Origin of the sequence: Actinomadura terrae (genome assembly GCF_022751215.1) — a bacterium.
GTDB classification, from domain to species: domain Bacteria; phylum Actinomycetota; class Actinomycetes; order Streptosporangiales; family Streptosporangiaceae; genus Spirillospora; species Spirillospora terrae.
Map to the genome: position 1 here is coordinate 627406 of NZ_JAICDG010000004.1, position 13791 is coordinate 641196.

14 protein-coding genes, 1 tRNA gene and 1 other RNA gene are annotated in these 13791 nt (G+C 67.9%); 12 read left to right on the forward strand and 4 right to left on the reverse strand.

Annotation, left to right across the window (positions count from 1 at the left end; translation table 11 throughout):
- The first annotated feature begins 413 nt into the window (after positions 1-413).
- The 5 genes from K2F47_RS27520 to K2F47_RS27540 all read left to right on the forward strand — a co-directional run bounded on the left by K2F47_RS27520 (position 414) and on the right by K2F47_RS27540 (position 5066).
- Entirely contained in the window at positions 414-1151 is a 738-nt protein-coding gene (locus K2F47_RS27520) for an ATP-binding cassette domain-containing protein (protein WP_242908378.1), read from the forward strand.
- Between the two features lie 3 nt (positions 1152-1154).
- A complete protein-coding gene (locus tag K2F47_RS27525; protein ID WP_242908380.1) occupies positions 1155-2429 on the forward strand; it encodes a DUF7224 domain-containing protein in 1275 nt (424 codons plus the stop codon).
- Positions 2426-3010 (forward strand): hypothetical protein, encoded by a 585-nt coding sequence (locus K2F47_RS27530; protein ID WP_242908382.1) that lies wholly within the window; start codon positions 2426-2428, stop codon positions 3008-3010. Before K2F47_RS27525 ends, K2F47_RS27530 begins: the two co-directional genes overlap by 4 nt.
- A gap of 54 nt (positions 3011-3064) precedes the next feature.
- Entirely contained in the window at positions 3065-3916 is an 852-nt protein-coding gene (locus tag K2F47_RS27535) for an ADP-ribosylglycohydrolase family protein (protein ID WP_242908384.1), read from the forward strand.
- Positions 3917-4208: 292 nt separating this feature from the next.
- The gene (locus K2F47_RS27540; protein WP_242908386.1) at positions 4209-5066 is read left to right on the forward strand and encodes a methyltransferase domain-containing protein; all 858 of its coding nucleotides are present in this window, start codon (positions 4209-4211) and stop codon (positions 5064-5066) included.
- Positions 5067-5170: 104 nt separating this feature from the next.
- Here K2F47_RS27540 and K2F47_RS27545 read toward each other — a convergent pair.
- The 4 genes from K2F47_RS27545 to K2F47_RS27555 form a co-directional block, all read right to left on the reverse strand.
- Positions 5171-5258 (reverse strand) — tRNA-Ser (locus K2F47_RS27545).
- A 10-nt stretch (positions 5259-5268) separates the two neighbouring features.
- Entirely contained in the window at positions 5269-5613 is a 345-nt protein-coding gene (locus K2F47_RS27550; protein ID WP_242908388.1) for a DUF952 domain-containing protein, read from the reverse strand.
- 53 nt (positions 5614-5666) lie between these two features.
- Positions 5667-5891: a DUF397 domain-containing protein gene (locus K2F47_RS41815; RefSeq protein WP_372490921.1), complete on the reverse strand. Its 225-nt coding sequence runs from the start codon at positions 5889-5891 to the stop codon at positions 5667-5669.
- A 65-nt stretch (positions 5892-5956) separates the two neighbouring features.
- The gene (locus K2F47_RS27555) at positions 5957-6220 is read right to left on the reverse strand and encodes a hypothetical protein (RefSeq protein WP_242908390.1); all 264 of its coding nucleotides are present in this window, start codon (positions 6218-6220) and stop codon (positions 5957-5959) included.
- A 706-nt stretch (positions 6221-6926) separates the two neighbouring features.
- Here K2F47_RS27555 and ffs point away from each other — a divergent pair.
- The 7 genes from ffs to K2F47_RS27590 all read left to right on the forward strand — a co-directional run bounded on the left by ffs (position 6927) and on the right by K2F47_RS27590 (position 13785).
- Positions 6927-7022: signal recognition particle sRNA small type (gene ffs / locus K2F47_RS27560), an RNA gene on the forward strand.
- A 40-nt stretch (positions 7023-7062) separates the two neighbouring features.
- Positions 7063-9537 (forward strand): DNA polymerase III subunit gamma and tau, encoded by a 2475-nt coding sequence (locus tag K2F47_RS27565; protein ID WP_242908392.1) that lies wholly within the window; start codon positions 7063-7065, stop codon positions 9535-9537.
- A 273-nt stretch (positions 9538-9810) separates the two neighbouring features.
- Positions 9811-10278, forward strand: a complete 468-nt coding sequence (locus K2F47_RS27570) for a YbaB/EbfC family nucleoid-associated protein (RefSeq protein ID WP_308198466.1) — start codon at positions 9811-9813, stop codon at positions 10276-10278.
- Positions 10279-10357: 79 nt separating this feature from the next.
- Positions 10358-10957: a recombination mediator RecR gene (recR, locus tag K2F47_RS27575; RefSeq protein ID WP_117397332.1), complete on the forward strand. Its 600-nt coding sequence runs from the start codon at positions 10358-10360 to the stop codon at positions 10955-10957.
- Entirely contained in the window at positions 10950-11495 is a 546-nt protein-coding gene (locus K2F47_RS27580; RefSeq protein ID WP_242908394.1) for a DUF5063 domain-containing protein, read from the forward strand. Before recR ends, K2F47_RS27580 begins: the two co-directional genes overlap by 8 nt.
- A 155-nt stretch (positions 11496-11650) precedes the next feature.
- On the forward strand, positions 11651-12220 hold the full coding sequence (locus K2F47_RS27585) for a hypothetical protein (RefSeq protein ID WP_242908395.1): 570 nt from the start codon (positions 11651-11653) through the stop codon (positions 12218-12220).
- A gap of 290 nt (positions 12221-12510) precedes the next feature.
- Positions 12511-13785: an aspartate kinase gene (locus tag K2F47_RS27590; protein ID WP_242908397.1), complete on the forward strand. Its 1275-nt coding sequence runs from the start codon at positions 12511-12513 to the stop codon at positions 13783-13785.
- The last annotated feature ends 6 nt before the right edge of the window (positions 13786-13791 follow it).

A 13791-nucleotide genomic window follows, 5' to 3' on the forward strand; every position in this document is an offset into this window, starting at 1 on the left:
GCGGACTTTGTAAATACTTAATTGACCATCAGTCACGCGCTGGCCAAGATGATCTGACAAGCATGATCAGGATGACCCGCCACAGATATTGGCGTGTCGGCGGCGGGCCACCCTGACCGGGCGCCCAGCTGGAGTTGCGGCGGCACCGCAGGGGACTGCCAGACGAGAGCTACGGGAACCGCGGCTACGGTGACTGCTCCCGCAAGCGCCTGCGCGGGGCGTGGGGTGACGTGAAGTCGTCCAAGTACCACTTCAGGCTGAAGATTCGAGGTGACAGCTGGTACCGCTTCTCGGCCCGCTCGGTCGGTATCTACTGGTAGCCGCCTCCTGGCGTGCCGGCGGCCGGTCGGCCCGGGGGTTCCCCGGGCCGACCGGCCGTCCGCGCCGTATCCTGATCGGTTTTTAGGGACTGCATGTCAATCGAACTCGTGAAGTGCACATTCGGCTATGGGCGCGGCGTGGACGTGCTGAGCGATCTCAGCATCGCTTTACCCGCGGGGACCACGGTGCTTCTGGGGCCGAACGGCGCGGGGAAGTCGACGTTACTGGCCATCCTGGCGTCGAGGTACACCCCTCACGCGGGCAACGTCAGCTACAAGGGATTAGACCCGGCGCGTCGCCGCGACAGGACGCGCTATCGGCAACTGGTCGGCTGGATGCCGCAGGGAATCCAGGCCATCCCCGGCCTCACGGTGCGCGAACAGGTCAGCTATGCCGGATGGCTCAAGGGCATGTCACGGAGCGCCGCATGGCGCAACTCAATGGCCGCGCTTGAGCGCGTCTCCCTCGCCTCGCTCGCCGATCGCCGCTCCAACCGGCTCTCCGGCGGCCAGCTCCGCCGCGTCGGCCTGGCGCAGACCCTGATCCATGACGCGAGGGTCCTCCTGCTGGACGAGCCCACCGCCGGGCTCGACCCCCACCAGCGCGAACGGTTCCGGAACATCATCGGCGCCATCGCCCAGGAACGGGACGTGATCGTCTCGACCCACCAGACCGAGGACCTCACCGACATCTACGACTCCGTCGTGGTCCTCGACGCCGGAACCGTCCGCTACGCCGGAGCCACCGCCGGTTTCCTCGCGCTGGCCGGGCAGGGCTCCGCCCGGCCGGTCGACGACGCCTATGCCCGCCTCGTGGCCGCGGAGATCTGAGCGATGCCCATTCTGCGTTGGCTGCGGTCGGCCGCCGCCCTCTACACGATCCCGTTGATCGCGTTCTACGAGTACATCGTGCTCTCGGGGGAATTCGAATTCCTCTCGGACAACTTCCTGGCCGCTACCGTGCTGGCCACGTCGGGAACGGTGGTGGCGGCGACCCCCGTCTGCGCGGCGGCCGGTGCCTGGGAGGGATACCGCCTCCGGCGCGGCGGAGTACGAGAGGTGCCCTCCGCGCGCTCGACGCCCACGGTGATTCTGTGGTCGCTCTTCCCCGTCCTCATCGCGGCGGCCGTGTCGATGGCGTTCTCTTTCGCGCTCGTCCTCCCCCGGGCGACCGGCTCCCCGGGCCCACTCGACGCCGCGATCGTCGTCCTCGCCCTACTGGTAATCTGCGCCTGGACGGTGACCGGCCTCGCGGCAGGACGCTTCCTGCACCCGGCCCTAGGGGTTCCGATACTCCTAGTCGGACTATGGTTCTGGATGGCGTATCCGGACGCTCTGGAGCCCTTCTGGCTGCGCCACATGACCGGCAGCAACCTCGGCCACTGCTGCGAGACCCACAGCACATTCGACAGGCGAGCCCTCTACTCCCAAGCCCTCGTAGCACTGGGAGTCCTCGCCGCCGGATACCTGATCTGGTCTTTCCGAGGCCGAACCCGCTGGGCGCTGACCTCCGGCGCACTCACCGTCGTGGCCGTCATCACGGGGGCAGCCACGCTGATACAAGGAATGGGTCCTGAAGCAGAGCGCCCACGCACCAGCGGCCTCGTGTGCAAAACGCAGGAGAACATCTCGATCTGCTTATGGCGCGAGCGCGAAAAGCGAATCGACGACGTAGCGCCCCCGATCCTGTCCGCGGCCCACGGCATCTCAGCCGCGACGGGACGACCGCTCCCCGCCACTGTGACCGAAGGCCCCGCAGACGGTAACCGTTCCTGGCGTTTCAGAGCTGCCCCCGGCTCCACCGAGTCGCAACTCAGATTCGCACTAGCGGGACTGATGCCGTCCTCGCCCCCCAAAGGCTGCGAGGACGGTGAAGGTCAGCTCGCCTACGAACCCCTAGGCGGGTGGCTCGGCGTCAAGGCGGGCGTGGACAAGGACGAGATCGCCCAGCGGATCGGACAGGACAACGTCGCGATAGTAAAGGAAGTGCTCCGGCGGTCAGCGTCCTACCAGAGAACATGGTTCGAGCGGAACGAACGCGCACTGACGCAATGCGGCGTCAAGCCGTTCGACCTTCGCAGCCGATCCGGCAAAGGGGGCTCGCCATGACGCTATGGCTCAAGGTTCACCGAGCGGTCCCCTCCCTGGCCGGGCTCGCGCTGTCCTTCCTCGTGATCACCCTCTCGGGCGACCGGAGCGTCCCGCTGCCCAGCGTGGTACGCAGCGCCATGCTCGGCACCCCCATCGCGTTGATCATCCCCCTCCTGGCGGCGGCCCTCCTCATACGCGGCCTGATCAACGGGCTAGGCGAACTGGAACTCACGTCCGCGCGTCCCAACAGGGCCTACGCGGCCACGTTCGCCATCACGGCATCCCTGGCCGCCGGTCTCCTAGGCGCCCTACTGACGCTGAGCGGAACCCAAGACCTCGGAATCGCCGCCGCACGAAACTACGCGGCATTCCTGGGCCTCTCCCTGATCTCGGGACATTTCCTCGGAAGCAACGTCGCGACGGTCCTCCCGGCCGGTTACCTTTTCGGCACGGTGCTCGCCGGACGCTCGGAAAACCCCCCGCCCTGGCTGTGGCCCCTCGCCGACTCCGACGATCCCTGGGCCCTAGCCATTTCCATGACAAGCCTCGCCGCCGGAACGACACTGCTCCTACGCAACAACAACAAAATCCTGGAGTGACGACCGGCCACCAGAGAAGATGGGCGGATGACGCCTGCCCCCACAGCCGCACACATGCATGCCTCCCTGACAGGCCTGTCGGTCGGCGACGCATTCGGTGACCAGTTCTTCCTCCACGCCAACCGGCACCTCACCCCCGCCGACCTCCCCACCCCGTCCTGGGAGTGGAGCGACGACACAGAAATGGCCTGCTCGGTCGTCGCCTGCCTGCACCAGCACGGCCACATCGACCAGGACGCCCTCGCCACGTCCTTCGCCACCCGAATGGACACCGGCCGCCGCTACGGCGCCGGAGCCCTGGAACTCCTCGAACGCATCCGCGACGGCCACCCGTGGCGAACCGCCTCAGCCGAATCCTTCGGCGGCAACGGCTCCTACGGCAACGGCGCCGCAATGCGCGTAGCCCCCTTGGGCGCCTACTTCCTCGGCGACCCCGCACGCGCCGCCAAAGAGGCCGCCCTACAAGCCGAAATCACCCACGCCCACATCGAAGGAATCGCAGGCGCGATAGCCGTCGCCGTCGCCGCGTCCCTAGCCACCACCACCGAGAACCTGATCGAAGCAACGCTCGACCACGTCCCCGGAACCTACGTCCGACAAGGCCTCCACCGCGCCCACGCCCTAAAGAACGCCTCACCCGAACAAGCGGCCCACGCCCTCGGCAACGGCTCACGCATCACCGCCCAGGACACCGTCCCCTTCACCCTCTGGACGGCCACCCGCTACCTGAACGACTACCCCTCCGGCATCCGCGCCTGCGTCGCAGCCGGCGGCGACATGGACACCACCGCCGCAATAGTAGGCGGCATAATCGCCACAAACACCAACCTAAAAGGCATCCCCCCAACCTGGCAAACCTCCCGAGAACCCCTCCCCAACTGGCTAACACCCACCCCAACTACCTAAAACCCCGCCCTACTCAGAGACGAAAGACTGATGTCGAAAAATAGGAAAATCCTTCCAAATCACACCCAGCGCCACACGTAGAATATCGGACACTCGAAGGTATTCGTTCTGTAACTCCACAGACACAGGCACCCCTTGGCAGGCGGCGATACAATCAGCAACCGCCAATTAAGGACGTTCAGAGGAAGACCATGGGCAAGCACAAGAAGGAAGTGGACTGCGGAGGCTGTCAAGGCAAGAAAGGCCAGTGGGGGACCAACGACAGCAAGAGGTTCTGGATACCGTGCGTACTGTGCAACGGGACAGGAAAGCAGTGACGCCGGAGGCCGCTATCAGAGCGCTCCCCCGCGATCTATTTATTCCTGATCAGATCTTCGTGCTCAATGAGATCAACTATTGGGTTCCTGTCAACCGTCAGGAGGACCCGGAGCGTTGGCGGGCCGCGGTGGACGCTGATGACGCGGTGGTCACGCAGACCGCCTTCGACCCGTCCATACCCGCCGAGTACCGCAATGCCGCTACCGGCGCCGGCGTGGAGGCGATGAGCTCCAACAGCACCCCCCACCTCGTCCGGCGGATGCTGGAGGCCCTTGACCTCCAACCCGGAATGACCGTCCTGGAGATCGGGACCGGGACGGGTTGGAACGCCGCCCTGCTGGCCCAGCTCACCGGCGCAGCGAGCGTGACCACAGTCGAAATCGACCCAGCACTGGCAGATCGAGCCCGCACCGCCTTGGAGCGCGTCAGCTGCCCGGTGGACGTCATCACCGGGGACGGCGAACTCGGCCACCCAGCGAACGCACCCTACGACCGCGTGATCTGCACGGCAGCCGTCTCGACCCTGCCCTACGCGTGGGTGAGGCAAACGCGCGCCGGCGGCATCATCCTGGCGCCGTGGGGCCCAATCCATCCCGACTGGCCATTGTGCCGACTTGTCGTAGATGAAGACGGCACCGCGCACGGCCGCTTCACCGCCCCGTCATGGTTCATGCCGCTCCGAGGCCAGCGCCCCGCCAAGTCGACAACACAGGACGCCGAGGAGCGTTGGAAGGCCCTCGGCGAACCCACCCTCGACCGCTACGGCGTGACCGTAACCCCAGGGGGCCAGACCATCTGGCTAGACTCCCCCACCAACCCCGTCCACCCATAGCCAAGGGTCCCGTGGTGCGACCTCAGGGCTGAGCGCTCGCCCCGGGGTCTGCGGTTGGGGACAGCAAGAAGCCGGTGCCCGTGCGGGCACCGGCTCCTGATGAGTGGCGGAGGATACGAGATTCGAACTCGTGAGGGCGTGAACCCAACACGCTTTCCAAGCGTGCGCCCTAGGCCACTAGGCGAATCCTCCACGGGACAGCCTACCGGGTCCCGGGCAGTGGGCGGACCTCAATAACCGCCGAGGTGGGGATGGGGCCGTACACGTGCGGGAACACTTGATCGCCCACAGGGTCGTAGCGGACGGGCGAGCCGAGGCCCGCGACATCGATGACCAGCAGCACGAGCGCGTCCCGGTCCACGCCGGTGTAGAAGTTGGCGAGCACGCCCTCCACCTGCGACATATCGGACGAGCAGTGGACGAAGCCCTCCTCCTCCAGCGTCCTCCCCAGCGTGGACATGGTGTAAGGCGTACCAGCGTCGCGGGCCGGTTCCCAGTGCTGCCGTTCGGCGATGTGCAGGAGCGTCTCCTGCCGAGGCGCGGACATGGGACGAGCCTAGAGCCCGCCTGCGAGCCATGGTGTTGAGTGAAGCGTATGCCTCAACCCTTGCCAGAACCGAGGCTCATGCTGTGGGGGGTCACCGCTTGAGGGCGGCTACCAGCGAAGCGAAGGCGTCGCGAGAGAAACCAGCTTGGGGCCTTCAGGGTCCTTGGGTCTCGGATGCCGATATCCGCTGGCAATCGGGTGAGTTCTACGCAAGTGTCCGCCGTCCCACCGGAATGACTGGGCTTTCTCCACGTCGGCTGAGCCGTCATGTCTTCCATCGCTCCTCCGCAGTTTGCCTTGTGATGGAGGGGCGCGGAGGGAGGCTCGTGTTGCTCAGCGGGGCCTAGACGAGGCCGTCGGCGAAGAGGGCGAGCCGGGCTGCCAGGTCGGCGCGGTCGCCCGAGTTCGATCGCGCTATCTCCTTCAGGGCGCGGCTGAGCAGGATCACTGAGTCCTGGTCCTGGCGGGCCTTCTCGTGCAGTCGCAGCTTTGCCTGATCCTCGCTCATGGTGAGCAGGTATTCCGCTTGCTGCCTAGCGGCCTCGTAGTCACCGATGGCGCGAGCGAGCGCGCCGATCGTCTTTCCGGCATTCTCCAAGAAACCCATAAGGGCCTCCAGACGTGGGAGGGAATCCCTCCTTATCGTATCCCTTGAGGGTGAGTCGATCTTGGCGAGATCCGGTCAACTCGCAAAACTCAGGCAAGGGCTCGGTTGCTGCTCATGTTTGACCACCAAGCGTCCCGGTCGCGGAGGACAGAGAGCGGGTAGAGGGCAGCGTCCTCGCAGGTCATTCCATGCGCATGGGGTGGTGTGTATCGTCAGGCGGCGGATAAGTCGGACCTATCGGCGTCGACCTGGCGGTAAATGTGTTTACTGCGAACTCTGCTTGAAGAATTGGCCTTCGTGCGGAACGCCTAGCAGTCGTACTGCGTGTTCCACTGGCCTTGGTGTGGGAGCGGACGCCGGCGCCGCCATGGTGACCCTTATCGGTCCGGCGGGTCACGCGAGGCGGATATGGAGTAGGGCCGCCCCAGGAGGGAGGGGTTCCCAGGGCCTGGGGGTGGGGTGTTGGGGCTCGCCGGTGGCCCCAGTCGGCAGCGGTTCTGGCGTGGGGCTGGACGATGGGAGCTGGGCGGGGCGCCTGGTCAGTCGTCCTATCGGCGGTGTCGGGACGGCTGGCGCACGGGGCGCGAGCGTCCAGGGGCCTGGTCGTGGTCGGGGGATCAGGCCTTGTTGCGTGGGGGTGGGTGGGGTGCGGCGTGGCTATCTCGGGATGCGGGCCATCCTGGGGCGGGGATGTCATAGACTCGGGGCAGACCCCTCGCACGGCGTCACCCTGTGAACCTCCCCAGGGCCGGAAGGCAGCAAGGATAAGCAGGCTCTGGCGGGTGTGCGGGGGGTCCTTTTCGCTTCTGACGCTCCGCTTCTTGAGGGAGGGCGGGCCCCCGATGAGTCTGGCTCTGTACCGCAAGTACCGGCCAGCGACGTTCGCCGAACTGAAGGGGCAGGAACACGTCGCCGAGCCCCTGCGGCAGGCGTTGCGCAACGGCCGGATCAACCACGCCTACCTGTTCAGCGGTCCGCGCGGCTGCGGCAAGACGTCCAGCGCCCGTATCCTCGCCCGTTCGCTCAACTGCGAGCAGGGGCCGACCGCCGATCCGTGCGGCGAGTGCGACTCCTGTGTCGCGCTCGGGCCGTCGGGTAGCGGCCACATCGATGTCATCGAGATCGACGCGGCCTCGCACGGTGGTGTTGATGATGCCCGTGACCTGCGGGAACGTGCGTTCTTCGCGCCGGTGTCGGCGCGCTTCAAGGTGTACATCATCGACGAGGCGCACATGGTCACCCGCGAGGGCTTCAACGCGCTGCTCAAGCTCGTCGAGGAGCCGCCGCCGCACCTGAAGTTCGTCTTCGCGACCACCGAGCCGGAGAAGGTCATCGGGACGATCCGGTCCCGGACCCATCACTATCCGTTCCGGCTCATCCCGCCCGGGGTGCTCCAGGACCTCGTCGAGGAGATCCTCCGGTCGGAGAAGGTGCCCTACGAGGAGTCGGCGCTGCCGCTGGCGGTGCGGGCCGGGGCGGGTTCCGCCCGTGACACCCTGTCGATCCTTGACCAGCTTCTCGCGGGGTCGGACGAGCAGGGCATCACGTACGCGCGGGCCGTCTCGCTGCTCGGTTACACCGATTCCACGCTGCTGGACGAGGTGGTCGCGGCCTTCGCGGCCCGGGATGGCGCGGCCGTGTTCGCGGCGATCGACCGGGTTGTGGAGAGCGGCCAGGATCCGCGGCGGTTCACGGCCGACCTGCTGGAGCGCGTCCGGGATCTGGTGATCCTGTCGAACGTGCCGGAGGCCGGGGGTTCGGGGCTCCTCAATGTTCCGGCTGATGAGTTGGAGCAGATGCGGCGGCAGGCGTCGTCCATGGGGCCGGGAGAGCTGACGCGTGCGGCGGACCTGCTGCACACCGGGCTCACGGAGATGCGCGGCGCCACGTCCCCGCGCCTGCTGCTTGAGCTGATCAGCGCACGTATTCTCCTTCCCGCCGCATATGAGGACGAGGCGTCGATGTTCGCCCGGCTCGACCGGCTGGAGCGGCAGGCCGCGCAGGGCGGTGGCTTTGGCGGTGGTGGCTTCGGCGGCGGTCAGAGCGGCGGCGGTCAGGGTGGCGGTGGTGGGTTGGCGCCTGCCTTCCAGGCTGGGCAGGGTGCGCCTGTCCAGCCCCCGGCTGGTCGGGCGATGACGCCTGGCGGGGGCGGGGGGCAAGGGCAGGAATTCGCGCAAGGTTCTGCGCAAAGCCCTACGACTCCTAGCAACGCGCAGAGCTCCGTCCATGGTTCTGCGCAGGGCCCCGCACACGGCACAGGGCAGAACGCTGCGCACGGGTCTGGGCAGCGTCCCGGACGAAGCTCCGAACAAAGCCCGGGAGGACAGCCCCCGCCCGCCCAGGGGGGCGACCCCACTTCCAGTGTCAACCGCGGAACCGCATCCTCGGAAGTGGAACGCGGTTCTGTGGATAACCGCTCGGACGCTCGTCCAGGCCAACCCGCCGCGGCCGCCCCACCTCAGGCCAGTGCACCTCCCTCACCTGCGCCTCAAGTCGCCGCGGGCTCGTCCTCCCTGACGCCGGCCCCCTCGGCGACCCCGCAAGGGGGTGCGCCCGGCGCTTCAGGCGGCGGGATGGACGTCGCCACCGTCCAGCAGTACTGGCCGGACATCGTCGAGGCCGTCAAGCAGGTCAGCCGCGCCACCTGGATGGTCATCATGTCCGGGGTGCGGCCCGTCGCCCTCGAAGGACGCGTGCTGACGCTCTCGTTCGACGCCGAGGGGTCCCGGCTGGGCTTCGTCAACGGCAACCGCGACGTGATCCTCTGCGAGGTCCTGAAACAGCGCATGGGCGTCGACTGGCGGATCGAGACCGTCGTCGGCGGCTCGCCCCCTCCGGGCGGACGTCCCGGCGGACGGCCGGGAGGCGGCGGCAACCCGCCCAACCGCGGAGGCAACCCGGGCGGCGGCGCCCCGGGCGCCAGGCCAGGCGGCGGCAACAGCGGCAACAGCGGAGGCGGCAGCGGTTTCGGGTCCTCCCCGGCGAACCAGGCGGCCCCGGCAGCGGCGGGGTTCGGCGGTGCGTCCAACCCGTCCAGTCCCGTCGGCTCGCCAAGCGGAGCGCAGACGCCGCCCGACGGCGCGCAGAGCGGCCGGGCTCCGGCGCCCCGATCCGGTCATGCTCAGAATGATCCCGGGCCGATGCCCCCGCCGCCGGACGAGCCTCCCCCGCCCGACCCCGGCCCGCTGGACGAGAGCGACGAGGTCGACCCCGAAGGTGACGCGGACGCGGACGGCAGCGAGGCCGAGATGAGCGGGATGGCGCTCATCCAGCGGGAGCTCGGCGGCCAGATCATCCGAGAGATCGACAACTCGTGAGGCAGCCCTGGAGCAACCTGAAAGAACCTGAAGCGACCTGAAGCAAACCCCAGGCAGACCGAGGCAGGTCGAGGCAAGCCTGAGGAGAGCTCCAGGACCGCTCCAGCGGAGCCCAGGGGAAGCCCGAGGGGGCGGCGCACCGGACGGCCCGGACGTACCGCATCATGGTCGGACCCCGTAGTCTCGGGAGGACGGACGTCCGGTGGTCGGCTGGTCGCCAGACAGAAGGCCCTCGCGCAAGGGCCGGAACAAGGCCGGAATAAGGAGTGGACCGTGGAACCCGGTGGTCAGTTGAACATCCAGGAGCTGCTCCAGCAGGCGCAGGCCGTCCAGGAGCAGCTCTTCACCGCGCAGCGCGAGCTGGCGGAGGCCGAGGTGAAGGGGACCGCCGGGGGCGGGCTCGTCACCGCGACGGTCAACGGTGAGGGTGAGGTCACGGGGCTGTCGATCGACCCGAAGGTCATCGACAGCGGCGATCCGGCCGACACCGCCGAGACCATCGCCGACCTGGTGCTGGCCGCGATCCGCGACGCGGCCCGGGAGGCGCGCGAGCTGCAACAGGAGAAGATGGGGCCGCTCGCCGCAGGCCTTGGCGGCGCCATGCCGGGCCTTGGTGGCGGCGGCGGGTTGCCCGGTGGTCTTCCGGGTGGTTTCCCCGGCCTTGGCGGTGGCCCAGGCCAAGACCCTGGCCCAAGCGCCGGAGGTCCCGGTGGGCAGCAGAGCGGCGAATCCGGATCCTGATCGCCAAAAAGGCACAAAGGACGGCCCCTCGGGCGGAACGTCCTAGAAGGTAGTTGGACGCGAAGAAAGGGAGGGTCCGTTGTACGAAGGGGTGGTTCAGAACCTCATCGACGAGCTGGGCAGGCTGCCCGGCGTCGGCCCCAAGAGCGCGCAGCGGATCGCCTTCCACCTCCTCGCCGCCGATCCCGCCGACGTCGAACGGCTGGGCAAGGCGCTCAAGGAGGTCAAGGACAAGGTGCGCTTCTGCAAGACGTGCGGGAACGTCGCGGAAGAAGAGGAATGCCGGATCTGCCGTGACGCGCGCCGCGACCCGCAAGTGATCTGCGTGGTGGAGGAGTCCAAGGACGTCGTCGCCATCGAGAAGACGCGGGAGTTCCGCGGCCGCTACCACGTGCTGGGCGGCGCGATCAGCCCGATCGAGGGCGTCGGCCCGGACGACCTGCGCATCCGGGAGCTGATGCAGCGGCTCGCGGACGGCACGGTGACCGAACTGATCCTCGCGACCGACCCGAACCTGGAGGGCGAGGCGACCGCCACGTACCTCGCCCGACTGGTGAAGCCCATGGGCCTCACGGTCACTCGCCTGGCCAGCGGCCTGCCGGTGGGTGGCGACCTCGAATACGCCGACGAGGTGACGTTGGGCCGCGCATTCGAAGGACGGAGGCTGCTCGATGTCTGACGCCAACAGCCCACAGGACTGGAACGTCCTCGCCGAACGCGTGGCGCGTCATGTGGAGAACTATCTGAACGGACTGGAGGCCGTCGCGCGCGGCGACGGCGAGGAGCACACGATTCCGCTGCTCCTGCTCGAGGTGTCGCAGGTCATCCTGGCCGGTGCGCAGCTCGGCGCCAGCGCCGACGTGATCCTTCCCGACAACTGGGAGCCCGAGGTCGGCGACGACCCGGACCTCGACGCCGTCCGCCAGGGCCTCGCCGAGCGGCTCGCGGCGCTGGACGAGTACGTCGAGGTGTTCGATCCGTACAAGGACACCGAACCCACCTCATACCGGCTGTCGGACGACCTGGTCGACGTGGCCAGCGACCTCGTCCACGGGCTGCGTCACTACCAGCAGGAACGTCCGCTGGAGGCGCTCTGGTGGTGGCAGTACTCCTACTTCAACCACTGGGGCAACCACGCGGGCGCCTCGCTGCGCGCCCTGCACGCGGTGGTCGCGAACGCCCGCCTGAACGTCGCCCAGGAGGCCGCCACCGCCTGACCCACCCGGACGTCCCACGGCGTCCGGCCCACCTCACCTTCCCCATCCGGCCCGTTCGATATCCGGTGTGACGCCTGTCCCTTATCCCCGGTACCGGTCCCGGACGGTCGCTGGCACGCTGTCCTCCCGATCGGCGGATGGGAGGGAGACCGTGCGTGGACGCCGTGGGGACGAGATTACGCGGCACGCCCCGTACGGCGGCGGCCGTCCTCCTCGTCCTGCTGCTGATGACGATCTTGGACGCGGCCACCAGGGCCGCGGCGGCGCGGCCGACCGGCTGCTCGTCCCCCGGCAAGGTGTATCAGGCGAGCATCCTCGTCAAACACAAGGGCGATGCGTCCGAGGCGAAGGCGCTGTTCCTCGTCTGCCAGCAGAACCGGTTCGTGAAGATCGTGGACTCCGACGGCCGTTCCTATGACGACCTGGACGACTTCCGCGCGCACAACCACCTCTTCGGCGAGGACGACATGATCATGGTGCCGCGCTCCTTCCCGGCGGTCGACACGAGGCAGAGCCCGGGGTTCGGGCCGTGGATCTCGGGGCATACGACCACGTCGCAGGCGTGGCGGTGGCTGCCGGCCGGAATCGTCCTCGTTCTCGTCCTGAGCATCGGCGGCGGTTTCGCCTGGCTGGTCACCCATCGGCGGAGCGTCGGCGCCACGAGCAGCGGAGTGTCTGGTGACGGTACCCCTGATGTTGGACGTTCTGATGGCGGAGTTTCGTGACTTCGGACGCCTCGGGCGAGCCACACCGCACCAAGCACAACCCGATGCGACGACAGAGCCGGAATCACCAGGGCCACCGACAGCGGAAGCAGTGACCGAATAGGCCCGGCCACTTCAGCCGACCCGCTGCGGACGCCTCGAAAGCGACCGTCGCATACGACCCGCGGCGATCCCCGCACCTCGTGATCTTGGTTTTCCGTGACAGGTGTTACCTGGTCGTAATCCACTGGGACGGGCTCGGTAGACTCGTCGATCGATACGCCTGACCCCGATCCGAGGAGCGCCCACTCGTGGCTCTAGTCGTGCAGAAGTACGGTGGCTCCTCCGTCGCCGACGCCGAGTGCGTCAAGCGGGTCGCCCAGCGCATCGTCGCGACGAAGAAGGCGGGCAACGACGTGGTCGTCGTGGTGTCCGCCATGGGCGACACGACGGATGATCTCATCGATATGGCCAAGCAGGTCAGCCCCCTGCCACCGGGCCGTGAGCTGGACATGCTGCTCACCGCCGGTGAGCGGATCTCCATGGCGCTGCTGGCCATGGCCATCGCGAACCTGGGCCACGAGGCCCGCTCGTTCACCGGCTCCCAGGCCGGTGTCATCACCGACGGCTCCCACGGTAGAGCCAAGATCATCGACGTGACGCCCGGGCGCATCCGGACGGCGCTGGACGAGGGCTCCATCTGCATCGTCGCCGGGTTCCAGGGCGTCTCGCAGGGCACCAAGGACATCACCACCCTCGGACGCGGCGGCTCCGACACCACGGCCGTGGCGCTCGCCGCCGCGCTGGACGCCGACGTCTGCGAGATCTACTCCGACGTCGACGGCGTGTTCACCGCCGACCCGCGCATCGTCCCGCCCGCCCGCAAGATCCCGCGGATCTCCTACGAGGAGATGCTGGAGATGGCGGCGAGCGGCGCGAAGATCCTGCATCTGCGCTGCGTGGAGTACGCGCGCCGCTACAACATCCCGATCCACGTGCGGTCCTCGTTCAGCCAGAAGGAAGGCACGTGGGTCGTCGACAGCAGCGACATCGAAGGGCACGACATGGAGCAGGCGATCATCTCCGGGGTCGCGCACGACCGGAGCGAGGCCAAGATCACCGTGGTCGGGGTGCCCGACAAGGTCGGTGAGGCCGCGACGATCTTCACGGTGCTGTCCGAGGCCGAGATCAACATCGACATGATCGTGCAGAACGTCTCCGCCGCGTCCACCGGACGCACCGACATCTCCTTCACGCTGCCCGCGAGCGACGGGCAGAGCGCGCTGACGGCCCTGAACAAGCTGAAGGAGCGCATCGGGTTCGAGTCGCTGCGCTACGACGACCGGATCGGCAAGGTGTCGCTGATCGGCGCGGGCATGCGCTCGCACCCGGGCGTCACCGCGGCGTTCTTCGCCGCGATCGCCGACGCCGGGGTGAACATTGAGATGATCTCCACGTCCGAGATCCGGATCTCGGTCGTCGTCGCCCAGGACGACATCGACACCGCCGTCGCCGCCGCGCACCGCGCGTTCGACCTCGACGCCGACCAGGTCGAGGCCGTCGTCTACGGCGGCACCGGCCGCTGATCGCGA